Source organism: Pigmentiphaga sp. MLSB6-MA01, assembly GCF_058793475.1.
Map to the genome: position 1 here is coordinate 237,455 of NZ_JBXAFV010000007.1, position 22,628 is coordinate 260,082.

The window sequence follows — 22,628 nt, forward strand, 5'->3', positions numbered from 1 at the left end:
ATCAGTAGGTCTCGAGGTGCAGGCGGCCTTCGCGTTTCAGGGCGCCGGAAATGCTCTCCCAGTTCAGTCCCGCTTGCAGGGCCACGTCGCGCAGGGCGATGACCACGCCCTCCTCCATGCTCTTGAGCCCGCAGACATAGAAATGGGTGTTGGCGTCCTGCAGCAGTTCGGCCAGATCGGCGGCGCGCTCGCGCATCAGGTCCTGGACGTAGCGCCTGGGCGCGCCCGGCGCGCGCGAGAACGCCAGGTTGATGTCGATGAAATCCTTGGGCAGGCTCATCAGCGGGCCGAAATAAGGCAGTTCTTCCTTGGTGCGGGCGCCGAAGAACAGCATCAGCCTGCCGCTCTCGAACCGCCCCTTCCCGCGTAACCGGCGCCGCCATTCCGTCATCGCCCGCATGGGCGCGCTGCCGGTCCCGGTGCAGATCATCACGATGTGCGAACGCGGATGGTTGGGCATCAGGAACGAAGCGCCGAAGGGACCGATGACCTGGACCTTGTCGCCTACCTTCAGATCGCATACGTAGTTCGAACAGAGACCCTGTACAGGATTGCCCTGGTGGTCGGCCGTCACGCGTTTGACGGTGAGCGAAACGTTGTTGTAGCCGGGCCGCTCGCCATTGCGAGGGCTGGCGACGGAATACTGGCGCGCATGGTGCGCCCTGCCCTGGGCATCGGCCCCGGGCGGCACGATGCCGATGGATTGCCCCTCCAGCACCGGAAACGGCAGCGAGCCGAAATCCAGCACGATATGGTGGGTCTCATTCTGCGTGCCGGGCTCGTTGACCCGCACGTTGCCGACCACGGTGGCCGCGATCGGACTGCGCGGGCCATACAGATTCGTATAGGCATGGGCGGCGGACCACGGGGGCGTGGCGGCGCCGAAAGCTCCCGAGTTGAACGCCGACTCGTCGGAAGCCGAAGCGGCCGGAGCCGGCGCTTCCAGCCGGACCGCCTCTTCCTCCATCGTTTCCGCGCCCGCCGCCGCCAACTGGTCGGGGGTCAGCTCGCCCGGGAGTTCGTCCCAGGTGAACTGCTCCTCGATGCCGTAGGCGGCGGACTTCGGAACGGAACGCCAGTTGTCGATCGCCCCCGTGGGACAGGGCGGCACACAGGCCATGCAACTGTTGCACACGTCGGCCCGCACGACATAGTTGTTGTCATCGTGCGTGATGGCGTCGACGGGACACGTCGCTTCGCAGGTGTTGCAGCGTATGCAGATTTCCGGGTCGATCAGGTGCTGCTTGATGACGACCGTCTGGACTGGCGTATCCATGATGAGGGGCTGCTCAGTTGAACCGGATGTACTCGAAGTCCACCGGCTGGCGATTGATACCCATGACCGGAGGCGCGATCCAGTTGGCGAACTTGCCCGGTTCGACCACGCGCCCCATCAACGAAGCGACGAAGGCGCGGTCTTCCGGCGTAGCCAGCCACTGGGCCTTCTTCGCATCCCACTCGGCCTGCGACACGACCTGGCCCTCGGGCGAAATGCGCACGCCCGACAGCATGCCGATCTGGCGGTTGAAGGCCTTGTGCGGCACGGTCAGCCGCACGGGGATGCCGGCCTTCTCGATCACCTTGTTCCAGCGGCCCACGCCCGCCATCGAGTCCTTGATATAGTCGTCGCGCAGGACTTCGTTCAGGCCGTTCAGCATCGGAACGTCCTTCTCGACCAGCTTGCCGTCACGCACTTCCAGCACCTTGTAGTTTTCGTTGCGCAGCCGGTGGTCGTCGGTGCGCTTGCCTTCCTCGTAGCGCCCTTTCAGTCCGGAGCTGTAGAAAGCCGCGGCATTGGACGACTCGTCGGCGCCGAACAGGTCGATCGTCACGCTGTAGTGGAAATTCAGGTAACGCTGGATGGTGCCGAAATCGATCACGCCGGCCGCGCGGATGCGGGCCGGATCGTCGGTCTTGAGCTGGTTCATGACCTCGCAGGTGCGCTGGATCACGCGCGAGACGCCCGACTCGCCCACGAACATGTGGTGCGCTTCCTCGGTCAGCATGAACTTGGTCGTGCGTGCCAGCGGATCGAAGCCCGACTCGGCCAGCGCGCTCAACTGGAACTTGCCGTCGCGGTCGGTGAAATACGTGAACATGAAGAAGGACAGCCAGTCCGGGGTGCGCTCGTTGAAGGCGCCCAGGATGCGGGGATTGTCCTGGTCGCCCGAGCGGCGGTCCAGCAGCGCTTCGGCTTCCTCGCGGCCGTCGCGGCCGAAATAGCGGTGCAGCAGGTAGACCATGGCCCACAGGTGGCGGCCTTCCTCGACGTTGACCTGGAACAGGTTGCGCAGGTCGTACATGGACGGCGCGGTCAGGCCCAGGTGGCGCTGCTGCTCGACCGAAGCCGGCTCGGTGTCGCCTTGCGTGACGATGATGCGGCGCAGGTTGGCACGATGCTCGCCCGGCACGTCCTGCCACGCGGCCTCGCCCATGTGGTCGCCGAAATGGATCTTGCGCTCCTTCTCGGCCGGGTTCAGGAAGATGCCCCAGCGGTAATCCGGCATCTTCACGTGGCCGAACTGGGCCCAGCCCTGCGGATCGACGCTGATGGCGGTGCGCAGGTAGACGTCGTAGTTCGTGCTTCCTTCCGGCCCCACGTCGCCCCACCAGCTCAGGAAGTTCGGCTGCCATTGTTCCAGCGCGCGCTGCAGCGTGCGGTCCTCCGACAGGTTGACGTTGTTGGGAATCTTCTCGCTGTAGTTGATGCTGGACATGTCTCGACTCCGTTGGTCCGGACTGCGGGATGGTTACACTCGATTCAGATCGAAGGCCGCTTTCTCACCCTTGCCGTACACCTTCAAGGCGCCTTTTTCCCCCACCGCGTTCGGCCGGTTGAAGATCCAGTTCTGCCACGCGCTCAGGCGGCCGAAAATCCGGGTTTCCATGGTTTCCTTGCTGGCGAAGCGCAAATTGGCCTCCAACCCGGTCAGCGCATCCGGCGACATCGCGGCGCGCTCTTCGATGGCGATGCGGATCTCGTCGGCCCAGTCGATGTCGTCCGGCGCCGCGGTCACCAGGCCCAGGGCGCAGGCGGCATCCGCGTCCAGCGCCTTGCCGATCTGCGCGCGGGCGGCGGCGAGCGGCCCGGCCTCCTCGTAGAACCGGCGGGCCAGGCGGGACTGGCCGTTGACCATGGGATAGGCGCCGAAATTCAGTTCCGACAGCGTCAGCCGCGGCGCCCGTCCGGGCTCGTCGGGCAGCGCCAGCATATAGGCGCGGTCGGCGGCGAAGGCCAGTTCGGCCAGCGTGCCGGCGAAGCACGAGTCCGGCTCGATCAGCGCGAACAGCGAACGCGACGAAACGTCCAGCCGCGCCAGCGTCCGGCGCAGAAGCCCCGTGACCTCGCGCACGAACCAGTGGCCGGCGTGACGCTGGAGGGTGGCGTCGCAAGCCAGCACCCCGGCGGCATCGCCCTGGGTCTTGAGCAGCCAGGTGCCGATGTCCAGTTCGTTCGTGCGCATGTGCAGGATGGCGTCGTCCAGTTCTCGCGCCATCGCCATCGGCCACCAGGCCGTGCCGGCCGCGACGATGCCGTCCACGTCCTCGGGCTGCGCCGTGTCCGGGGCCTTGACGGTGAACACGGCGCTGCGGTTGGCGCGGTCTATCCGCACGTCCACGTAGCGGTAGCGCAGCGCATCGGCCTCTTCGGCGCGCTCGACGCGGACCAGGGCCACGCCCTGGGCGCCGGCCGGCCGGTCGCTGGCCCCGGCCAGCCGCTGCGCGCGCTCCTGCACCACCTGGGCGAATTGCGAAGGCTTGGGGGCGCAATCGACCAGCCGCCAGTCCACCGCGCGCTGGCCGCGCACGCCTTCGCTGGTCGTGCAGAAAATGTCCGCCAGGTCATGGCGCACGTGGCGCTTGTCGGTCACGCGGGTCAGGCCGCCGGTGCCGGGCAGCACACCCAGCAGCGGAACCTCGGGCAGCGACACCGACGAGGATTTGTCGTCGATCAGCACCAGATCGTCGCAGGCCAGCGCCAACTCATAGCCACCGCCGGCGCAGGCGCCATTGATGGCGGCCAGGAACTTCAGGCCGGAATGACGGCTGGAGTCCTCGATGCCGTTGCGGGTCTCGTTGGTGAACTTGCAGAAATTCACCTTCCAGGCGTGGGTCGACAACCCCAGCATGAAAATGTTGGCGCCAGAACAGAAAATCCGGTCTTTCATGCTGGTGACCACCACCGCGCGCACCTCGGGATGCTCGAAGCGGATGCGGTTCAGGGCATCGTGCAGCTCGATGTCCACGCCCAGGTCATAGGAATTGAGCTTGAGCCGGTACCCCGGCCGCAACCCGCCATCCTCGGCGATATCCAGCCCCAGCGTCGCCACGGCCCCCTCGAAACTCAGTTTCCAGTGCCGGTAGCGGGACGGATCCGTACGGTAGTCCACCTTCCCGGGAGCCTGATCGACCTGAACGGCATTGCTCATGACATCTCCTCGACGTTTATGCATCTTAGTGCATCAACTAGCAGTTGAATGAAAGATAGTTCATGCACCCAAGCGCGTCAAGCTCCCGCCAACTAGGATCAACCCTGACGAATCAGACAACCAAACCTCCCGACCCCGGACAGCCCCCCCCTAGGCCCAGGAAACCGCGGATCCGGCTCCGCCGGTCCGCCAGTGCCGCCCCCGGGACCCGGCGCCGGGCCGCCCCCTCGGGGGGCTGCCGCGCGGCGGCCGGGGGCTCGCCATGCTGGGCGCGCGCAAGCGCGTAGAGGGGGTCACATCGTCCAGTCCACCATGCCCGCCGCGCCTCGTACCAGCGAACGCAGGCCGGCGAAAGCCTCTTCCAGCGCGTGCCCGCTGGTGTTGTAGCGGGCATCGGCCTTGGCGTAGAACGCGGCCCGGCCGGCCAGGATGCGCTTGAGATCGTCCATGGCCTCGCGGCTGCCCGACATGGGGCGGAAATCGCCCTGGGCCACGACCCGGCGCATGTGATCCTCGGGATCGGCCTGCAGCCAGACCGTATAGCAATGCGACAGCAGCAGGTTGAAGGTCGAGACGTCCGACACCAGGCCGCCCGGCGTGGCGATCACGACCTCGGGATGGATCTGCACGGTCTCCTCCAGCGCCCGCCGCTCATAGCGGCGATAGGCATTGGCGCCGTACAGCGAATGGATTTCGACGATGCTGCAACCGGCCACTTTCTCGATTTCCCGGCTCAGCTCGATGAAGGTGTAGCCCAGGTCCTCGGCCAGCATCCGGCCCAGCGTGGACTTGCCCGCCCCCCGCAGCCCGACCAGGGCGATACGGGACAGGCGCGAATGATTGTCGCCGCGCGAACCGAACATTTCCGTCAGGGTATTGCGGGCGCGATGGAGATCGGCATCGGAGCGCCCTTCGAGCAACTCGCGGATCAGCAGCCATTCCGGGCTGGTGGTGGTGACGTCGCCCAGGACCTCGGCCAGCGAACACTGCAAGGCCTGGGAGACCTGCAGCAGTATCAGGATGGAGGCATTGCCCGTCCCCAGCTCCAGATTGGCGAGATGCCGCTCGGAAATGCCGGCGGCCGAGGCCGTGGCCTTGCGGGTCAGGCCACGCCGGGCCCGCAGCGTCCGTACTCGTTCCCCCAGCGTCACCAAGAAAGGTTCCTTGGCCGGCGCGTCATTGGCCGCGGCCTGCCCCGCTTCGGAAACCGCCTCTTCTTTCATCGGACCTTACCCGCAAGATGATGCGCACCCCCTGGGACTTACCCGCAGGATGCAGATTCTTTTTGACACGACCCAAACATGCCGCGTATTGTCTCGACACATGGACATGCACGATACTTCATGACAAAGAATGCCGCGACATGAAGTCCAGTATGCCTGAGGAGATGAGTTCATGCGCGATTCATTTGAATCCCTGGTAAAGACGATAACTCAGTCCATTGCCGGACACCCCGTGGACGCCGCGCTGGAGGACCACCTCAACCGCCACCATGGCCCGGACACGGACTGGTTCCGCGACATGACCCGCGCCTGTGAGTCCGGCGTGGTCCAGGGGTGGCTCTGCAACCGGGAGGCGGACGGCATACGCTACGGCCGCGCGGTCAAGCCCGGCCCCGACTCCGCCGGTTTCTCCGTGGACGTCGTCGACATGACCGATCTGGCCGGCCCCCACCACGTCCATCCCAACGGCGAAATCGACATGGTCATGCCCCAGACCCCGGGCGCCCGCTTCGACGGCACTCCCGCGGGCTGGAAGGTCTACCCCCCCGGCAGCGCCCACCGCCCCACCGTCGCGGGCGGCCGCGCGCTGGTCCTCTACCTGCTGCCCGAGGGCGCCATCGAGTTCACCCGGACATGACCGAACTGCTTCCCAATCATCTGGCGGGCCGCTGGCAAACCGGCGGCGACCCGGGCACGCCGCTCTTCGATCCCGTCCTGGGCACGGAACTGGTCCGCGTCTCCAGCACGGGCCTGGATCTCGAAGCGGCCTATGCCTACGCCCGCGACGAAGGCGGCCCGGCGCTGCGCGCCATGACCTATGCTCAGCGCGCCGCCCTGCTGTCCTCGATCGTGGAGGCGCTCAAGGCCAACCGCGACCGCTACTTCGACATCGCGCAGGCCAACTCCGGCACCACGAGACCGGACTCCGCCGTCGACATCGACGGCGCCATCTTCACCCTGGGCCAATACGCCCGCTGGGGCGCGTCGCTGGGCGACAGACACTGGCTGGCGGACGGCGAAACCGTCCCCATGGCCAAGGACGGCTCGTTCCTCAGCCGCCACGTGCGGGTGCCGACGCGCGGCCTCGCCCTGTTCATCAACGCCTTCAACTTCCCCGCCTGGGGGCTATGGGAAAAAGCCGCGCCGGCGCTGCTCTCGGGCGTGCCGGTGGTCGCCAAGCCCGCTACCGCCACCGCCTGGCTGACGCAGGCGATGGTCGCCGACGTGATCGCCGCGGGCATCCTGCCGGCGGGCGCGCTGTCCGTCGTCTGTGGCGGCGCGCGGGGGCTGCTGTCGCCCTTGCAGCCCTTCGACGTGGTGTCGTTCACCGGCTCGGCCGACACCGCGGCGCTCATCCGCTCGCACGACGCCATCGTGCGCCGCTCGGTGCGCGTCAACATCGAGGCCGACAGCCTGAACAGCGCCCTGCTGCTGCCCGATGCACAACCCGGCTCCGACTCCTTCGACCTGCTGGTACGCGAAGTGGTGCGCGAAATGACGGTCAAGGCGGGGCAGAAGTGCACGGCCATCCGGCGCGTTTTCGTGCCGGCATCCTGCTACGCGGCGGCCGGCGAAGCCATCGCCGCGAAGCTGGCACGCATCACCGTGGGCAATCCGCGCAACGAGGCGGTCCGCATGGGCTCTCTGGCCAGCCGCCAGCAGTGGGAAAACGTGCGGGCAGGCACGGCGGCCCTGCGCCGCCACGCGGAGGTGCTGCACGATGGCGCGGCGGTCCCGCTGCTGGATGCCGATCCGGCCGTGGCCGCCTGTATCGGCCCCACGCTGCTGGGCGCCTCCCGCCGCGAAGCCGCCGGCGTCGTGCACGACATCGAAGTATTCGGTCCGGTGGCCACGCTGCTGCCCTATGAAGGATTGCCCGACGCGCTGGAACAGATACGCCTCGGCCAGGGATCGCTGGTAGCGTCGATCTACACGGCCGACGCCGCGCTGGCGGGCCAAGCCGCCCTCGCGCTGGCCGACAGCCATGGACGCCTGCACGTCGTCACGCCCGAGGCCGCCGCCGTCCACACGGGCCACGGCAACGTCATGCCCATGTCGCTGCACGGCGGTCCCGGACGGGCCGGCGGAGGCGAAGAGCTGGGCGGCTTGCGGGCACTGGGTTTCTACCATCGCCGAGCGGCCATCCAGGGCGCCGGCGCCGTGACGGACCTCCTGGACGGCGCCGCGCCGACGTGGAGCGCGCCAGGACATTGACACAGGAAGCCGCCGGCACCAGGCCCGACCAGAGGCCGCCGGAGGTTTCTCGCCCGATTGCATGAACGAGGAGACCATCATGCCTGCCGATTGCTCCGCCCCGCCGACGGAATTCAATTTCGCCGGCCACCTGCTGGCGATCAATGCCGGACGCGCCGCCAAGACCGCGTACATCGACGACCGCGGCCAGTTGACCTACGGCGAACTGGACGAGAAAGCCCGCCGCGCCGCCAGCGCCCTGCTGGGCCTGGGCATCCGGCCCGAGGACCGCGTCCTGCTGCTGATGAACGACTGCACGGACTGGCCCGTCACCTTCCTCGGCGCGCTCTATGCCGGCGTCGTGCCGGTGGCGGTCAACACGCTGCTCACGCCCGCGGACTACGGCTACATGCTGGAACACAGCCGGGCCCGTGCCGTGCTCGTCTCGCGCGCCCTCTTGCCCAAGCTCTCGGCGGCGCTTGGCGCGTGCCGCCACGGCGTGCGCCACATCGTCGTCTCGCGCGACGGCTCCGACGCCGAGGTGGGCGGCACGCTGGACTTCGACGACTGGCTGGCCGGACACGAACCGCTCGCGGCCCCCGCCCCCACGCTGGCCGACGAGCCCGCGTTCTGGCTGTATTCGTCCGGATCCACCGGCAAGCCCAAGGGCACGGTGCACACGCATGGCAACCCATACTGGACGGCGGAGCTGTATGCCAAGCCCGTGCTGGGCATGCGCGAGGATGACGTCGTGTTCTCGGCCGCCAAGCTGTTCTTCGCCTACGGCCTGGGCAACGCCCTGACCTTCCCGCTCAGCGTCGGCGCATCGGTGATCCTGATGGCCGAGCGCCCCACTCCCGAAGCCTGTTTCGAGCGGCTGACCCGGCTGCGCCCCACCATCTTCTGCGGCGCGCCCACCGGCTATGCCGGCATGCTGGCCAGCGCCGCGCTGCCGCCTCGCGCCCTGGTCTCCCTGCGCCTGTGTTCGTCGGCCGGCGAGGCGCTGCCCCAGGACATCGGGGAACGCTTCACCGCGCACTTCGGCTGCGAAATCATCGACGGCATCGGTTCCACCGAAATGCTGCACATCTTCATTTCCAACCGCTCGGGCGACGTGCACTACGGCACCACGGGCAAGCCGGTCGACGGCTACGAGGTGGAACTGCGCGGCGAAGACGGCAAGCCGGTGGCGGCCGGCGACATCGGCGATCTCTACATACGCGGCCCCAGCTCGGCGCTCATGTACTGGAACAATCGCGAGAAGAGCCGCGAGACCTTCCTGGGCGCATGGACCAAGAGCGGCGACAAATACAGCTGCGACGCCGACGGCTACTACACCTACGCCGGCCGCAGCGACGACATGCTGAAGGTCAGCGGCCAGTACGTGTCGCCGTTCGAGGTCGAAGCCACGCTGGTGCAGCACCCGGCCGTGCTGGAAGCCGCCGTGATCGGCGTGGCCGATGCCGAGGGCCTGACCAAGACCAAGGCCTATGTGGTGGTCAAGCCCGGCCAGCAGGCGAGCGATGCCCTGGCCGCCGACCTGAAGGCGTTCGTGAAGTCGAGGCTGGCGCCCCACAAGTATCCCCGCCAGATCGAATTCGTCGGCGATCTGCCCAAGACCGCAACCGGCAAGATCCAGCGCTTCCGCCTGCGCGAGCAGGAGGCCGCGTCCCGGGAGGCCCACGCATGAGTTCGCGCGCGCCCCTGAACGCCGGCTCGGCCCGGCCCGCCGCCGCCCCTGTCTCCGACATCGCCGAAGGGTTGCCCGTACGATTCGCCGACGTTTCGTGGGACGGCATGCGGCACGACATCGAATACGTGCTCATCGCGCCCCAGCGGACCCGCCAGCCCCTGCTCGTGTTCCTGCACGAAGGACTGGGGTCGGTCACGATGTGGAAGGACTTCCCCTATGCGCTGTGCGAAGCCGCCGGCTGCCGGGGCCTGGTCCTGTCGCGCTGGGGCTATGGCCAGTCCAGTCCCCGCCCCGGGCACGAGAAATGGCCGGTCGATTTCATGCATCGCCAGGCGCGCGATTTCCTGCCTGCCTTCTTCGCGGCGATCGGCCACGACACCCGGGCCGACCCGCCCTGGCTGTACGGGCACAGCGACGGCGGATCGATCGCGCTGCTGCATGCGGCGGCCTGCCCCGGCCGCGTGGGCGGACTGATCGTGGCCGCGCCCCACCTGTTCGTCGAGCCCGTCACGCTGGCCAGTATCCAGCAGGCGCGCGACGGCTACGTCACGACCGACCTGCGCAGCAAGCTCGCGCGCTATCACGCCGACCCGGACTCCGCCTTCTGGGGCTGGAACGACGTCTGGCTGAACCCGGAATTCAAGAACTGGAACATCCAAGCGCTGCTGTCCACCATACGCTGTCCGGTATTGGCGGTGCAGGGCCATGACGACGAATACGGCTCCATGGCCCAGATAGACGGCATCGCCCAGGAGGTTCCCCACGCCGAGCTGCTCAAGCTGGACGACTGCGGCCATTCGCCGCATCGCGACCAGCCGGCCCGGCTGATCGAGGCAAGCGTGGCGTTCATGCGGCGCCACCGCACGTAGCACCTTGTCCGGCCTGCCGGACGCCAGCAACGATGCGCACCCGCATGGCGCATCGACTTTTTCCACCAAGAACAGGGCAGCCCGACCATGCAGCACGGCCGCCCACCAGGAGACTCGCGATGAACGCTTCCAAACGCAAATTCACCGTCCTCGCCGCCGCCATGATGGCCGCGTCATGCCTGGCGGTACCCGCTGGCGCCCAGGCTCCCGGCAAGGTCAAGGTCGGCCTGATGCTGCCCTACACCGGCACCTACTCGGCCCTGGGCACCGCCATCGAGAACGGCTTCCGCCTGTACGTGCAGGAACAGGGCGGCAAGCTGGCCGGACGCGAGATCGAATACTTCAAGGTGGACGACGAGTCCGATCCGGCCAAGGGTTCGGACAACGCCAACAAGCTCGTCAAGCGCGACCAGGTCGATGTGCTGGTCGGGACCGTGCACTCCGGCGTCGCGATGGCCATGGCCAAGGTCGCCAAGGACAACAAGACGCTGCTCATCATCCCCAATGCCGGCGCCGACGACGTCACCGGCCCGCTGTGCGCGCCCAACATCTTCCGTTCGTCGTTCAGCAACTGGCAGCCGGCCTACGCCATGGGGCTGGTGGCCGCCACCCAGCTCAAGCACAAGACCGCCGTCACGCTCAGCTGGAAATACGCGGCGGGCGACGAGTCCACCAACGGCTTCAAGGAAGGCTTCGAGTCCAAGGGCGGCAAGGTCATCAAGCAATTGAACCTGCCCTTCCCCAACGTGGAATTCCAGGCGCTCCTGACCGAGATCGCCGCGCTCAAGCCCGACGCGGTCTACGTGTTCTTCGCCGGCGGCGGCGCGGTCAAGTTCGTCAAGGACTACGCGGCGGCGGGCCTGAAGGACAAGATCCCGCTGTACGGCGCCGGCTTCCTGACCGACGGCACGCTGGAAGCGCAGGGCGCCGCGGCCGACGGCCTGCTGACCACGCTGCACTACGCCGACGGCCTGACCCTGCCCAAGGACAAGGCCTTCCGCGCCGAGTACGCCAAGACCTACAAGCTGCAACCGGACGTCTATGCGGTGCAAGGCTATGACGCCGCCCAGTTGCTGGCTGCCGGCCTGAAGGCCGCGGGCGGCGACATCAGCAAGCGCGACGCCGTCGTCAAGGGCATGGAACAGGCCAAGATCGACAGCCCGCGCGGCCCCTTCACGATGTCCAAGGCGCACAACCCGATCCAGGACATCTACCTGCGCAAGGTCGAGAACAAGACCAACCAGCTGGTGAGCGTGGCGGTCAAGGCGCTGGCCGATCCCGCCCGGGGCTGCAGGATGTGACCCCCCCCTACGCGCTTACGCGCGCCCCCCAGGGGGCGATGCGGGTGGACCGGCAAAGCCGGATCCACCGCATCCTGGGTCTGGTGCCGGTTTCTTGGGTTGTGGCGCCGGTGCTATCGCTGGCTGCCAGCGGTAGTATCGGCACAGCAACCAAGAGACTTTTGCTGGATCCAGGAAAACGCGGATCTGGCGTTGCCAGTCCGCCAGTTTCGCCCCCCTGAGGGGGCGCCCGAAGGGCGTACGGGTGGGTTCTATACGGAGCGTGGGATGGATTTGACGACGTTTCTTATTCAATGTTTGAACAGCGTGCAGTATGGGTTGCTGCTGTTCCTGATCGCCAGCGGGCTGACGCTGATCTTCGGGATCATGGGCGTGATCAACCTGGCGCACGGCAGTTTCTACATGGTCGGCGCCTACATGGCGTTCTCGCTGTCGTCGCTGACCGGCAATTTCGTGCTGGCGCTGGCGCTGGGCGTGGTGCTGGCGGTGGCGTTCGGGTATGTGCTGGAGTGGTGTTTCTTCAGCTTCCTGTATGAACGCGAACACTTGCAGCAGGTGTTGATGACCTATGGGCTGATCCTGGTGTTCGAGGAAATGCGCAGCATCCTGGTCGGCGACGACGTCCACGGGGTGCCGGTGCCGGGTTGGCTGGAGGGCGGCATCGCCATCGGCAACGATATGACCTACCCGGTCTACCGCCTGTTCATCTCGGGCGTGTGCGTGCTGCTGGCCGTGGCGATGTACGTGGCGCTCAAGAAAACGCGGCTCGGCATGATGGTGCGTGCCGGGGCCACCAACCGCGAGATGGTGCAGTCGCTGGGCATCAATATCTCGCTGCTGTATCGCATCGTTTTCGCGGTGGGCGTGGCCATCGCGGTCCTGGCGGGCATGATCGCGGCGCCGGTGTCCTCGGTGTATCCGGGCATGGGCGGGTCGGTGCTCATCATCTGTTTCGTGGTCGTGGTCATCGGCGGCATCGGTTCGATCAAGGGCGCGCTGGTCGCCTCGCTGCTGATCGGCTTCGTCGACACCTTCGGCAAGGTGTTCTGGCAGCAGGCCGCCGGCGCGCTGATCTACGTGCTGATGGCCGCCATCCTGCTGTGGAAGCCCGAAGGCCTCTTCAAACAGGGCACTTGATTCCCCCTATTGGAACGTGGAATGAAAGCTTCTTCCCTTATTGCGTGGATCGTGGCGCTGGCGGTGCTGGCCTTGCTGCCGCTGCTGCCCGAGCCGATCGGCACGCCGTTCCACGTCGAGCTCGGCGCCAAGGTGCTGATCATGGCGATCTTCGCGCTGAGCCTGCAGTTGCTGGTGGGCTACACGGGACTCGTCAGCCTGGGGCATGCGGCCTATTTCGGGGCGGCGGCGTATGCGGTGGCGATGTTCACGCCCCGCTACGAAGCCGGCAACGGCTGGCTGCTGCTGCTGGCGGCGGTGGGCTGCGCGGCGCTGCTGGCGCTGGCGATCGGCCTCCTGGTGATGCGCACGCGCGGCATCTACTTCATCATGGTCACGCTGGCCTTCGGCCAACTGGTGTACTTCGTGTTCCACGACGTCGAAGCCTTCGGCGGCAGCGACGGGACCTACATCTACAACAAGCCGGCCTTCACGCTGGCCGGCCGCGGCCTGGTCGACCTGGATCAGGCGCCGCAATTCTACTGGTTCACGCTGGCCGGGCTGGCGCTGACGCTGGCCGTGCTGGGACTGGTGCTGCGATCGCGCCTGGGCCATGCGCTGGTCGGCATCAAGCACAACGAACCACGCATGCGGGCGGCCGGCTACAACACCCTTGCCTACAAGCTCGCCAGCTTCACCCTGGGTGGCGCGCTGGCGGGGCTGGCGGGCTTCCTGTATGCCACCCAGCACGGCTACGTCAATCCCGAGCTGGTGTCCTGGCACCAGTCCGGCAATGCCCTGCTGATGATCATCCTGGGCGGGCTCGGCAGCCTGGCGGGCGCGGTGATCGGCGCCTTCGCCTTCGTCCTGCTGGCCGAGTGGTTCCAGGACCTGACCAAGCATTGGCAGTTGCTGATGGGGGGCTTCATCATCCTGGCCGTCGCATGGATGCCCCAGGGCCTGGCGGGCGGTTTCTCGCGCCTGCGCCTGCCGCACCGCGGCCGTCCCCGGCCGCTGGCGCCGCCCGCCGCGACCGCCCGCGGCGACACTTCCTCCACGCCCTCCTCGGCCACGGAGCAGACGACATGAAAGCAGTGCTGGAAGCCCGGGGCCTGAGCCGCCACTTCGGCGCGCTCAAGGCCATCGACAACGTCTCGCTGTCGCTCGCGCCCGACCGCATCCATGCCGTGATCGGCACCAATGGCGCGGGCAAGTCGACACTCATCCACCTGCTGTCCGGCGAACTGCCGCCCACGGCCGGCCACGTCCGCCTGCATGGCCGCGACATCACCGGCTGGTCCCAGCCCCGCCGGGCGCAGGCCGGCATCGGACGCAGCTACCAGCGCAACACCATCTTCCTGCCACTGACCGTGCGCGAGAACTGCCGGCTGGCCGCGCAGGCGCGGACGCAGCGCCCCTGGCAGTTCTGGCAGTCGGCCCAGGGCTGCCGTGCCAGCCGCGAACGCGCCGACGAAGTGATGGAGCGGGCCGGGCTGGCCACGGTGGCCGACAAGACCGCCGCCAGCCTGTCGCACGGCCAGAAACGCCAGCTGGAAGTGGCGATGTGCCTCGCCACGTCGCCCACGGTGCTGCTGCTGGACGAGCCGCTGGCCGGCATGGGCGCGGAGGAATCCGAACGCATGCTGGCGCTGCTGCGGCGGCTGCGGGAGGGCCATGCCATCCTGCTGGTCGAACACGACATGGACGCGGTGTTCGCCGTGGCGGACGACATCACCGTGATGGTCAACGGCAGCCCCATCGCCAGCGGCCTGCCGGCCGACGTGCGCAACAACCCGGACGTCCAGGAAGCCTACCTGGGCTCGGCCCACTGAATCCGGCGTCCGGAGAAAAGGAAGACAGATGGAAGCGCTCATCGACGCCAGCCAGGTACACGCCTGGTACGGCAGCAGCCATATCCTGCACGGGGTGGATTTCCGCCTGGGGCGCGGGGAAACCGTCGGCCTGCTGGGACGCAACGGCATGGGGAAATCCACCCTGATCCGCACCCTGCTGGGCCACGTCAAGCAGCGCGACGGGCGCATCTCGATAGGCGGCCGCGACCTGTCGCGCGGCAAGCCCTACGAAGCGGCCAAGGCCGGCATCGCCTACGTGCCCGAGGGGCGGGGCATCTTCCCCAACCTGACCGTGAAGGAGAACCTCGTGATGGCGGCGCGGCGCGGCCTCGACGGCCGGTCCGACTGGACGCTGGAACGCGTGCTGGCCACCTTTCCCCGTCTGACCGAACGCATGGGCAACCTGGGCTGGCAGCTCTCGGGCGGCGAACAGCAGATGCTGTCCATCGGCCGCGCGCTGATGACCAACCCCAGCGCCGTCATCCTGGACGAGGCCACCGAAGGATTGGCGCCGCTGATCGTGGCCGAGATCTGGCGGGTGATCGGCGACATCCGACGCAGCGGCCTCGCCACCCTGGTGGTGGACCGCAACTACCGGATGGTCATGGCCAACTCCGACCGCCTCGTGGTCATGGAGAAGGGCCGCATGGTGCTGGAAGGCCAGGCCCGGGATCTCGCGCGCCGGCCCGAGGCGCTCAGCCGCTACCTGGGGGTGTAGCCGAAGGCGCCGCCCCTCAGTCGTCGGCGGTCTCGCCCACCTGCTCGGGCGGGATCTCGAACACCTGCCGCAAATACGCCAGGTAGGCCTTGTCCTCGCACATGGTCTTCTCGGGCGTATCGGACACCTTGGCCACCGGCTGGCCGTTGCACTTGACCATCTTCATGACCACCTGCAAGGGCTGGTAGCTCAGGTCGTTGGTCAGGTTGGTGCCGATGCCGAAGGCGGTGATGCAGCGCCCCGCGAAATGCTTGGCCAGGCTGATCGCCAGTGGGAAGGTCAGGCCGTCCGAGAACACCAGTATCTTGGTGCGGGGGTCCACGCGATTCTGCTTGTAGTGATCGAGCAGGCGCTCGCCCCAGGTGAAGGGGTCGCCCGAGTCGTGCCGCGCGCCGTCGAACAGCTTGCAGAAATACATGTCGAAGTCGCGCAGGAAGGCGCTCATGCCGTAGACGTCGGACAGCGCGATGCCCAGGTCGCCGCGGTATTCGCGCGCCCAGACCTCGAAACCGTAGATCTGCGAGTCGCGCAGGCGCGGCCCCAGGCCCTGGCAGGCCTGCAGGTATTCGTGCGCCATGGTGCCCAGCGGTGTCAGCCCGTGCTTCATCGCGAAGTACACGTTGCTGGTGCCCGAGAAGTTCTCCCGCATCTGGTCTTTCAGCGTGATGATGACTTCCTCGTGCCAGGCCTTGGAGAAACGGCGGCGGGTGCCGTAGTCGGCGATGTGGAAGTCGCGCAGGGCTGGGTCGCCGCGCACCAGTTCCACCTTGCTCATCAGGCGCTGGCGGCCTTCGCCATAGGCCGGCACCAGGTGGTTGTTGCGGAAATAGACCTCGTTGACGATGGCCAGCACCGGGATCTCGAACAGGATGGTGTGGAGCCAGGGCCCCTGCACGGTGATCTCGAGTTCTCCGGGCGACTGCGACTTGGCCACCGAGATGCAGCGCCTGGGCAGGTGGAACAGCCTCAGGAAGTCGACGAAATCGCTCTTGATGAAGCGCATGCCGCCGAGGTAGTCCAGTTCCTCCTGGGTGAAGCGCAGCTCGCACAGCGCGTCGATTTCTTCGCGGATCTCGTCCACATAGGGATGCAAGTCTATTCCCGGGGTCCGGCACTTGTACTTGTACTCGACCTGCGCCGCCGGGAACTGATGCAGGACGACCTGCATCATCGTGAACTTGTAGAGGTCGGTATCCAGCAAAGACGTGATGATCATGGCTACGAACCGCTCTGGTTGCCGTAGGGGGTGCCGATGTTGCCGGCGCTCATGCCGTAGACGTGCTCCACGCCGGGAAAAGCGCCGGTCTCGACTTCCTGCGCATAGCGCCGGAAGGCCTGCAGCACGGCATCGCCGCCGGCGGGCGCCCCCACCATGTAATTCTTGACGAACTTGGCGGGCGTGGGCGTGAGCCCCAGCATGTCGTGCAGGACCAGCACCTGGCCCGAACACGCCACCGAAGCGCCGATGCCGATGGTGATCAACTGCACCGCCTCGCACACCTGGCGGGCGACGGGATCGGGAACGGCCTCGATCACCATCATGGCGGCGCCGGCCGCCTCGACCGCCCGGGCGTCGGCCACGATGCGGCGCGCCTCGGCGTCTTCCTTGCCTTGCACGCGATAGCCGCCCAGGGCATGCACGTGGGACGGCAAGAGGCCGATGTGGCCGCAGACGGGAATGCCGCTGCGGGTCAGCAGTTCGATGGTGGGCGCCAGTTCGGCCCCGCCTTCGATCTTGACCATCTGCGCGCCCGCCTGCATCAGCGTCACGGCGTTGCGCAGCGCCTGCTGGGGGCTTTCCTGGTAGGTGCCGAAAGGCATGTCGGCCAGCAGGAACGGACGCCGGGACCCGCGCGCCACGCAGGAGACGTGGTAGGCGATGTCCTGCAACAGGACCGGCAGCGTCGAATCCCTACCCTGCACGAGCATGCCCAGCGTGTCGCCCACCAGGATGCAATCGACCTGCGCATCCTCCATGACCTTGGCGAAACCGGCGTCGTAGCACGTCAGCATGGAAATCTTCCGCCCCGCGGCAAGCTTCTTGCGCAGGACGTTCAGGGTGGATCGCATCGTACGGTCTCCAGGGATGCCTGTTGTGTAACCAAAGAAAATAGCACAAGAGAGGACTTACCCCTGCCCAAGGCCGCCCGCCAGAAGGGGCAAGTACAGCAAGGGCCGGGCCCACGCCCATGGCCCTTTAAGGGGAATGGCCTGCCGAACCGCGCGAGTCCGGTAAAATCACGGGCTGATCTGAACTTTTATCCAGCATCGTCCTGGAGCCGCCTATGACTCACGTCGTCACCGAGAACTGCATCAAGTGCAAATACACCGATTGCGTGGACGTCTGCCCGGTCGACTGCTTTCGCGAAGGCCCGAACTTCCTGGTGATCGATCCCGACGAGTGCATCGACTGCGCCGTCTGTATCCCTGAATGCCCGGCCAATGCCATCCTGGCCGAGGAAGACGTCCCCGCCAACCAGATGCATTTCATCCAGATCAACGCCGACCTGTCGCAAAGCTGGCCCAGCATCACGCGCACCAAGCCGCCCCTGCCCGACGCCGACGAGTGGAAGGACAAGGAAGGCAAGCTGGATCTGCTGGAAAAGTAACCCCCCTACGCGCTACGCGCGCCCCCCCAGGGGGGCGGCACTGGCGGACCGGCAAAGCCGGATCCGCTGTGCCCTGGGGTACAACCAGGCTGGCGAAGCGCCGCGTTTCTTTGGCACGTGGTCCGCAAGCCGTTGCGGGTACTCCTGCCAGCCAACGCTCAGGAATTGATGTATCGATGTCTGAAAAGAAGTACACCGTCGAGACGGTTACCTGGGTCAAGACCTGGGTGCCGCACAAGCTCTTCTCGTTCCGCACGACGCGTTCGCCCGGCTTCCGGTTCGTGCCGGGGCAGTTCGCGCGGCTGGGCGTCGAGCGGCCGGATCCGGACGCCGAGGATGGATCGGGGCGCCGCATCGCCTGGCGGGCGTATTCGATCGTGTCCGCGCCCTATGACGACTTCCTGGAGTTCTTCTCCATCGTCGTGCCCGATGGCGAATTCACCGGCGCGCTCGAACACCTGCGCGAGGGCGACAAGCTCTACGTCGACAAGACCAATTTCGGCTTCCTGACCACGGCCGCCTTCCCCAGCGGCAAGGATCTGTGGATGCTGGCCTCGGGCACGGGCCTCGCCCCGTTCGTCTCCGTCCTGCAGGACCTGGAGGTCTGGGAAACCTACGACCACCTGATCGTGGTCCACAGCGTGCGCACGGCCGAGGAACTGGTCTACCGGGACACCATAGAAGGCTTGCGCGACCACGAGGTGTTCGGCGAATTCTGCCGGGAGCAGCCCGGCAAGCTGATCTATCTGCCCTCGGTCACGCGCGAGCATGTCCCGGGGGCCCTGGACGGCCGCATCACCACGCTCATCGCCAACGGTGAACTGGAGCGCCGGGCCGGCGTCACGCTGGATCCGTCGCGTTCACGCATCATGTTGTGCGGCAACCCCGAAATGGTGTCTGATTTGCGCAAATTGCTGGCGGATCGCGGTTTCGGGGCCTCCCGCCGGGGTAAACCAGGCAATCTGGCCGTCGAAAACTATTGGTGACACCGAGTTGCGCGGCCGGCGCGACACACCGATTGTGCAATGCAATATAATCGGTTTACCGGTGAATCGATTGCCCACCCGTGGTCTGGAGCAAGGATGCTGTACCAACTACATGAATGGCAGCGCGCCCTGTTGACGCCTTTTGCCCACTTCGCCGACGCCTCGGCGCAGTTGTTCTCGAACCCCTATAGCCCGCTTGCCTACACCCCGCTGTCGCGGCGGCTGGCGGCCGGCTACGAGCTGCTGTACCGGCTCGGCAAGGACTACGAGAAACCGGCCTGGGACCTGCCGACCACCACGCTGGACGGTGCCGAGGCCACGGTAACCGAGCAGATCGCCGCCGCCCGGCCCTTCTGTAATCTCGTGCATTTCGTGCGCACCCCGGTGTCGCCGCGCAAGAGCACGGCCCGCCGCAAGCCCGATCCCACGGTGCTGCTGGTGGCGCCGCTGTCCGGCCACCATGCCACGCTGCTGCGCGACACCGTGCGCGCGCTGCTGCCCGAGCACGACGTCTACGTCACCGACTGGATCGACGCGCGCATGGTGCCGCAGTCGGCCGGCCCCTTCCACCTGGCCGACTACATCGACTACATCCGCGATTTCATCCGCCAGTTGGGCCCCGAAGTCCACGTGATCTCGGTATGCCAGCCCACGGTGCCGGTGCTGGCCGCGGTCTCGCTGATGGCGTCCGACAACGACCCCAAGCTGCCGCGCAGCATGATCATGATGGGCGGCCCCATCGACCCGCGCAAATCGCCCACGCAAGTCAACAATCTCGCCAAGACCAAGCCTTACTCCTGGTTCGAGAACACCCTCATCCACCGCGTGCCGCCGCGCTTCCCCGGCTCGGGCCGCAAGGTCTATCCCGGCTTCCTGCAGCACGCGGGCTTCGTCAGCATGAATCCCGATCGCCACCTGAAGTCGCACTACGACTTCTACCTGGACCTGGTGCGCGGCGACGACGACGACGCCGAAGGGCACCGCCGCTTCTACGATGAGTACAACGCGGTCCTGGACATGCCCGCCGAGTACTACCTGGACACCATACGCACGGTGTTCCAGGATTTCGAACTGCCGCGCGGCGTCTGGAAAGTGAACGGGGAGCCGGTCAAGCCATCGGACATCCGGTCGGTGGCGCTGTTCACGATCGAGGGCGAACTGGACGACATCTCGGGATCGGGCCAGACCCAGGCCGCGCAGGACCTGTGCAGCGGCATCCCGGCCGACCGCAAGCGCCACTTCACCGCGCCGCGCTGCGGGCACTACGGCATTTTCTCGGGCCGGCGCTGGCGCGAAGTCATCTGTCCGCAGATCGCCGAGTTCATCCGCCAGCACCAGGATGCTGCTTGAGCGGACGCCAGCCGTGAACCGGATCGACCTCGTCGATGCGCAACTGCCGCAGACCCAGTGCACCAAATGCGGCTACGACGGTTGCCGGCCTTATGCGCAGGCGCTGGTCGACGGCGAGGCGCCGATCAACCGCTGCCCGCCGGGCGGCGACATCGGCGTCGCCCGACTGGCAACGGTGCTGGGCAAGCCCGTCCTGCCCCTGGACGAAACGCGGGGCCTGCACCTTCCCCTGCAGGTGGCCCGTATCGACGAGCAGCACTGCATAGGCTGCACGCTCTGCATCCAGGCCTGTCCGGTGGATGCCATCGTGGGCGCCAACAAGGTCATGCATACGGTGCTGGCGGCCCTGTGCACGGGCTGCGACCTGTGCGTGGCGCCCTGCCCCGTCGATTGCATCGTCATGGAACCGGTCGAGCCGGCGCGCGCGTGGACCGATGACGATGCCGCCTCGGCCCGCTCGCGCTATCGGCAACGCCAGGCACGCCTGGCCCGCGAAAGCCACGAGGACCAGGAGCGGCTGCGCGCGCGATCGGCCGTGCGCGAACCGGCGTCCCCCGTCATGCCGGCCCCGTCCGCCGGAGGCGGCGAAGCCGCCGAACGCAAGCGTGCCATACTAGAGGCCGTCCTCGCCCGGGCCCGTGCCCGGCGCGCGCACTGATCCCGTCCTCCCATCACAACAACGGCCCGAGCCGTGTCCGCATGAACGCCGCCAAACGACTAGCGATCTTCGAGCGCCTGCGCGCCGCCAATCCGTCCCCCCAGACCGAACTCGAATACGGTTCGACCTTCCAGTTGCTGATCGCCGTCCTGCTGTCGGCACAGGCCACCGACAAATCGGTCAACCTGGCCACGCGCCGCTTCTTTCCCGAGCACGGCACCCCCGAGCGGCTGCTGGCCCTGGGCGAGGAAGGCCTCTGCCAGTACATACGCACCATCGGCCTGTACAAGACCAAGGCCAAGAACGCGATCGCCACCTGTCGCATCCTGCTGGAGCAGTACGGCGGCGAAGTCCCGGCCGACCGCGAGGCGCTGGAAGCCTTGCCGGGCGTGGGCCGCAAGACCGCCAACGTGGTGCTCAACACCGCCTTCAGGCAGGTGGCCATGGCGGTCGATACGCACATCTTCCGTATCGCCAACCGCACCGGCATCGCGCCGGGCAAGACCGTCCGCCAGGTCGAAGACCGGCTGCTCAAGGTCGTGCCCAAGGAGTTCCTGCTCGACGCCCACCACTGGCTGATCCTGCATGGGCGCTACGTATGCGTGGCGCGCAAGCCCAAATGCCCGCAGTGCGGCATCGCCGACCTGTGCGAATATAAGGACAAGACGCCCGCCGCGGCCTGAGGTGCGCGGCGGGCATGTGAAAAGGAGTCCGCCATGTCCACCCGCACCTTGCCAGCCACCGGCGAAAACCGGCCCGGCGATAGCGCCAAGAACGGCAAGCCCGGCCCCGGCGGCCCCGCCGGCTCCGGCAGCGTCCCCGGGCTGCCCGAGGACAAGGCCGCCACCGGCCCGGCCGGCCTCGACGAAGAAGAGCGCACGGGCAGCGATGTGCTGCCCGACGAAGTGGTGGACGAGGAACGTCTCGCCCGCTCGCACCCCGGCGACGACGAGGACGACGCGACCCGCGCCCGTTGAAGCGCCGGTCCCCTCGGACGACTCAATGATGTTGCATGGCGCGATGTCCGCGCGCCTCCGGGGCCTCTGGCGGCCGCGCCTGCACTTTGTCGCTCAGCACGGGCGCGGCCACGGGATCGAAGTCCACCCAGTCGCCATCGCGCCACCGGCCCTCGGCCTTCTCCACGTCCTTGCCCTCGCAATCCCGAAGCACCCGGGCGGCGGCGGCTTCGGTCGCGGCGGTGACGTGGACGGCGGTCAGCACGCCGGCCCGCCGCACCCCGGTGCTGTGGCCGGCGCGGTAGGCGCGTGCCGCGCTGCGGGTGGCGAACAGCGCGCCTCCCAGGGAACCGATGTAGGCGCCGACCCCCACCGCGATGACCAGCGCCAGCACGGACCCGGCGGCATACCGCCAGATGACCGAGCCGATGACGGCACCGGCCAGGCCCAGCACCACGGCACCGGCTACCGCGCCGCGCTGGGTCTTGCGCGCTCCCGGGTCGGTGGCCTGGTCGCCGCCCAGCGGATAGCGGTCATGCTGGCCGGCGGGATTGACGAAGAAGATCGAGACGTCTTGCCGGGCGAAGCCGGCGGCGAACAGTTTGCGGCCGGCGTCCTCCGCCTCGGGAAAGGAGTCGAAACGGGCAGCGACGATGAGCGACACGGCAGTCTC

The 22,628-nt window shown here is 67.2% G+C and carries 22 protein-coding genes; 15 read left to right on the plus strand and 7 right to left on the minus strand.

Features of this window, described 5'->3' with window-relative positions:
• Position 1: 1 nt before the first annotated feature.
• From boxA to AC1Q6E_RS13925, 4 genes are all read right to left on the minus strand, one after another.
• A complete protein-coding gene (boxA, locus tag AC1Q6E_RS13910) occupies positions 2 to 1,276 on the minus strand; it encodes a benzoyl-CoA 2,3-epoxidase subunit BoxA (RefSeq protein ID WP_492572948.1) in 1,275 nt (424 codons plus the stop codon).
• A 13-nt stretch (positions 1,277 to 1,289) separates the two neighbouring features.
• Entirely contained in the window at positions 1,290 to 2,717 is a 1,428-nt protein-coding gene (gene boxB / locus AC1Q6E_RS13915; RefSeq protein WP_492572949.1) for a benzoyl-CoA 2,3-epoxidase subunit BoxB, read from the minus strand.
• Positions 2,718 to 2,750: 33 nt separating this feature from the next.
• Positions 2,751 to 4,430 carry a 2,3-epoxybenzoyl-CoA dihydrolase gene (gene boxC / locus AC1Q6E_RS13920; RefSeq protein ID WP_152800195.1) on the minus strand — a complete coding sequence of 560 codons (1,680 nt, stop codon included), beginning with the start codon at positions 4,428 to 4,430 and terminating at the stop codon, positions 2,751 to 2,753.
• A 293-nt stretch (positions 4,431 to 4,723) separates the two neighbouring features.
• Positions 4,724 to 5,653, minus strand: coding sequence for a helix-turn-helix transcriptional regulator (locus AC1Q6E_RS13925; RefSeq protein WP_492572950.1), 930 nt, complete (start codon positions 5,651 to 5,653; stop codon positions 4,724 to 4,726).
• A 172-nt stretch (positions 5,654 to 5,825) separates the two neighbouring features.
• Between AC1Q6E_RS13925 and AC1Q6E_RS13930 the strand changes: the two genes are divergently transcribed.
• The 9 genes from AC1Q6E_RS13930 (at position 5,826) to AC1Q6E_RS13970 (ending at position 15,396) form a co-directional block, all read left to right on the plus strand.
• Positions 5,826 to 6,290, plus strand: a complete 465-nt coding sequence (locus AC1Q6E_RS13930; RefSeq protein ID WP_492572951.1) for a 4-hydroxylaminobenzoate lyase — start codon at positions 5,826 to 5,828, stop codon at positions 6,288 to 6,290.
• The gene (locus AC1Q6E_RS13935) at positions 6,287 to 7,867 is read left to right on the plus strand and encodes a 3,4-dehydroadipyl-CoA semialdehyde dehydrogenase (RefSeq protein ID WP_492572952.1); all 1,581 of its coding nucleotides are present in this window, start codon (positions 6,287 to 6,289) and stop codon (positions 7,865 to 7,867) included. Before AC1Q6E_RS13930 ends, AC1Q6E_RS13935 begins: the two co-directional genes overlap by 4 nt.
• Before the next feature lie 79 nt (positions 7,868 to 7,946).
• On the plus strand, positions 7,947 to 9,536 hold the full coding sequence (locus AC1Q6E_RS13940; protein WP_492572953.1) for a benzoate-CoA ligase family protein: 1,590 nt from the start codon (positions 7,947 to 7,949) through the stop codon (positions 9,534 to 9,536).
• On the plus strand, positions 9,533 to 10,408 hold the full coding sequence (locus tag AC1Q6E_RS13945; protein WP_492572954.1) for an alpha/beta fold hydrolase: 876 nt from the start codon (positions 9,533 to 9,535) through the stop codon (positions 10,406 to 10,408). The genes AC1Q6E_RS13940 and AC1Q6E_RS13945 overlap by 4 nt, the downstream gene beginning before the upstream one ends.
• A 161-nt stretch (positions 10,409 to 10,569) precedes the next feature.
• Positions 10,570 to 11,709, plus strand: coding sequence for an ABC transporter substrate-binding protein (locus AC1Q6E_RS13950; RefSeq protein WP_492572973.1), 1,140 nt, complete (start codon positions 10,570 to 10,572; stop codon positions 11,707 to 11,709).
• Between the two features lie 267 nt (positions 11,710 to 11,976).
• A complete protein-coding gene (locus AC1Q6E_RS13955) occupies positions 11,977 to 12,846 on the plus strand; it encodes a branched-chain amino acid ABC transporter permease (protein WP_152800189.1) in 870 nt (289 codons plus the stop codon).
• Between the two features lie 21 nt (positions 12,847 to 12,867).
• Positions 12,868 to 13,914, plus strand: a complete 1,047-nt coding sequence (locus tag AC1Q6E_RS13960; RefSeq protein WP_492572955.1) for a branched-chain amino acid ABC transporter permease — start codon at positions 12,868 to 12,870, stop codon at positions 13,912 to 13,914.
• Positions 13,911 to 14,657, plus strand: a complete 747-nt coding sequence (locus AC1Q6E_RS13965) for an ABC transporter ATP-binding protein (protein ID WP_152800187.1) — start codon at positions 13,911 to 13,913, stop codon at positions 14,655 to 14,657. Before AC1Q6E_RS13960 ends, AC1Q6E_RS13965 begins: the two co-directional genes overlap by 4 nt.
• Positions 14,658 to 14,685: 28 nt before the next feature.
• Positions 14,686 to 15,396 (plus strand): branched-chain amino acid ABC transporter ATP-binding protein, encoded by a 711-nt coding sequence (locus AC1Q6E_RS13970; RefSeq protein WP_152800186.1) that lies wholly within the window; start codon positions 14,686 to 14,688, stop codon positions 15,394 to 15,396.
• Positions 15,397 to 15,412: 16 nt separating this feature from the next.
• On the opposite strand, the gene pncB is transcribed toward AC1Q6E_RS13970, so the two are convergent.
• Both pncB and panB read right to left on the minus strand, forming a co-directional pair.
• A complete protein-coding gene (gene pncB, locus AC1Q6E_RS13975) occupies positions 15,413 to 16,612 on the minus strand; it encodes a nicotinate phosphoribosyltransferase (protein ID WP_492572956.1) in 1,200 nt (399 codons plus the stop codon).
• Between the two features lie 2 nt (positions 16,613 to 16,614).
• Positions 16,615 to 17,466: a 3-methyl-2-oxobutanoate hydroxymethyltransferase gene (gene panB, locus AC1Q6E_RS13980; protein ID WP_152800184.1), complete on the minus strand. Its 852-nt coding sequence runs from the start codon at positions 17,464 to 17,466 to the stop codon at positions 16,615 to 16,617.
• Positions 17,467 to 17,681: 215 nt separating this feature from the next.
• On the opposite strand from panB, the gene fdxA reads away from it, so the two are divergent.
• The 6 genes from fdxA (at position 17,682) to AC1Q6E_RS14010 (ending at position 21,976) form a co-directional block, all read left to right on the plus strand.
• Positions 17,682 to 18,005 (plus strand): ferredoxin FdxA, encoded by a 324-nt coding sequence (gene fdxA / locus AC1Q6E_RS13985; protein ID WP_130361760.1) that lies wholly within the window; start codon positions 17,682 to 17,684, stop codon positions 18,003 to 18,005.
• Between the two features lie 176 nt (positions 18,006 to 18,181).
• Positions 18,182 to 18,991, plus strand: a complete 810-nt coding sequence (locus AC1Q6E_RS13990) for a ferredoxin--NADP reductase (RefSeq protein WP_152800183.1) — start codon at positions 18,182 to 18,184, stop codon at positions 18,989 to 18,991.
• A gap of 96 nt (positions 18,992 to 19,087) precedes the next feature.
• Positions 19,088 to 20,341, plus strand: coding sequence for a polyhydroxyalkanoate depolymerase (locus AC1Q6E_RS13995; RefSeq protein ID WP_492572957.1), 1,254 nt, complete (start codon positions 19,088 to 19,090; stop codon positions 20,339 to 20,341).
• Positions 20,342 to 20,354: 13 nt separating this feature from the next.
• Positions 20,355 to 20,999, plus strand: a complete 645-nt coding sequence (gene rsxB / locus AC1Q6E_RS14000) for an electron transport complex subunit RsxB (protein WP_492572958.1) — start codon at positions 20,355 to 20,357, stop codon at positions 20,997 to 20,999.
• A 41-nt stretch (positions 21,000 to 21,040) separates the two neighbouring features.
• Positions 21,041 to 21,682: an endonuclease III gene (gene nth / locus AC1Q6E_RS14005; protein ID WP_152800180.1), complete on the plus strand. Its 642-nt coding sequence runs from the start codon at positions 21,041 to 21,043 to the stop codon at positions 21,680 to 21,682.
• Between the two features lie 33 nt (positions 21,683 to 21,715).
• On the plus strand, positions 21,716 to 21,976 hold the full coding sequence (locus tag AC1Q6E_RS14010; RefSeq protein WP_492572959.1) for a hypothetical protein: 261 nt from the start codon (positions 21,716 to 21,718) through the stop codon (positions 21,974 to 21,976).
• Positions 21,977 to 21,998: 22 nt separating this feature from the next.
• Here AC1Q6E_RS14010 and AC1Q6E_RS14015 read toward each other — a convergent pair whose 3' ends face one another.
• Positions 21,999 to 22,619 (minus strand): hypothetical protein, encoded by a 621-nt coding sequence (locus AC1Q6E_RS14015; protein ID WP_152800178.1) that lies wholly within the window; start codon positions 22,617 to 22,619, stop codon positions 21,999 to 22,001.
• Positions 22,620 to 22,628 lie beyond the last annotated feature (9 nt).

Excerpts from the sequence above, each read along its gene's own strand:
- boxA (WP_492572948.1), bottom strand. The coding sequence starts at position 1,276 with ATGGATACGCCAGTCCAGACGGTCGTCATCAAGCAGCACCTGATCGAC.
- boxB (WP_492572949.1), bottom strand. The coding sequence starts at position 2,717 with ATGTCCAGCATCAACTACAGCGAGAAGATTCCCAACAACGTCAACCTG.
- boxC (WP_152800195.1), bottom strand. The coding sequence starts at position 4,430 with ATGAGCAATGCCGTTCAGGTCGATCAGGCTCCCGGGAAGGTGGACTAC.
- AC1Q6E_RS13925 (WP_492572950.1), bottom strand. The coding sequence starts at position 5,653 with ATGAAAGAAGAGGCGGTTTCCGAAGCGGGGCAGGCCGCGGCCAATGAC.
- AC1Q6E_RS13930 (WP_492572951.1), top strand. The coding sequence starts at position 5,826 with ATGCGCGATTCATTTGAATCCCTGGTAAAGACGATAACTCAGTCCATT.
- AC1Q6E_RS13935 (WP_492572952.1), top strand. The coding sequence starts at position 6,287 with ATGACCGAACTGCTTCCCAATCATCTGGCGGGCCGCTGGCAAACCGGC.
- AC1Q6E_RS13940 (WP_492572953.1), top strand. The coding sequence starts at position 7,947 with ATGCCTGCCGATTGCTCCGCCCCGCCGACGGAATTCAATTTCGCCGGC.
- AC1Q6E_RS13945 (WP_492572954.1), top strand. The coding sequence starts at position 9,533 with ATGAGTTCGCGCGCGCCCCTGAACGCCGGCTCGGCCCGGCCCGCCGCC.
- AC1Q6E_RS13950 (WP_492572973.1), top strand. The coding sequence starts at position 10,570 with ATGATGGCCGCGTCATGCCTGGCGGTACCCGCTGGCGCCCAGGCTCCC.
- AC1Q6E_RS13955 (WP_152800189.1), top strand. The coding sequence starts at position 11,977 with ATGGATTTGACGACGTTTCTTATTCAATGTTTGAACAGCGTGCAGTAT.
- AC1Q6E_RS13960 (WP_492572955.1), top strand. The coding sequence starts at position 12,868 with ATGAAAGCTTCTTCCCTTATTGCGTGGATCGTGGCGCTGGCGGTGCTG.
- AC1Q6E_RS13965 (WP_152800187.1), top strand. The coding sequence starts at position 13,911 with ATGAAAGCAGTGCTGGAAGCCCGGGGCCTGAGCCGCCACTTCGGCGCG.
- AC1Q6E_RS13970 (WP_152800186.1), top strand. The coding sequence starts at position 14,686 with ATGGAAGCGCTCATCGACGCCAGCCAGGTACACGCCTGGTACGGCAGC.
- pncB (WP_492572956.1), bottom strand. The coding sequence starts at position 16,612 with ATGATCATCACGTCTTTGCTGGATACCGACCTCTACAAGTTCACGATG.
- panB (WP_152800184.1), bottom strand. The coding sequence starts at position 17,466 with ATGCGATCCACCCTGAACGTCCTGCGCAAGAAGCTTGCCGCGGGGCGG.
- fdxA (WP_130361760.1), top strand. The coding sequence starts at position 17,682 with ATGACTCACGTCGTCACCGAGAACTGCATCAAGTGCAAATACACCGAT.
- AC1Q6E_RS13990 (WP_152800183.1), top strand. The coding sequence starts at position 18,182 with ATGTCTGAAAAGAAGTACACCGTCGAGACGGTTACCTGGGTCAAGACC.
- AC1Q6E_RS13995 (WP_492572957.1), top strand. The coding sequence starts at position 19,088 with ATGCTGTACCAACTACATGAATGGCAGCGCGCCCTGTTGACGCCTTTT.
- nth (WP_152800180.1), top strand. The coding sequence starts at position 21,041 with ATGAACGCCGCCAAACGACTAGCGATCTTCGAGCGCCTGCGCGCCGCC.
- AC1Q6E_RS14010 (WP_492572959.1), top strand. The coding sequence starts at position 21,716 with ATGTCCACCCGCACCTTGCCAGCCACCGGCGAAAACCGGCCCGGCGAT.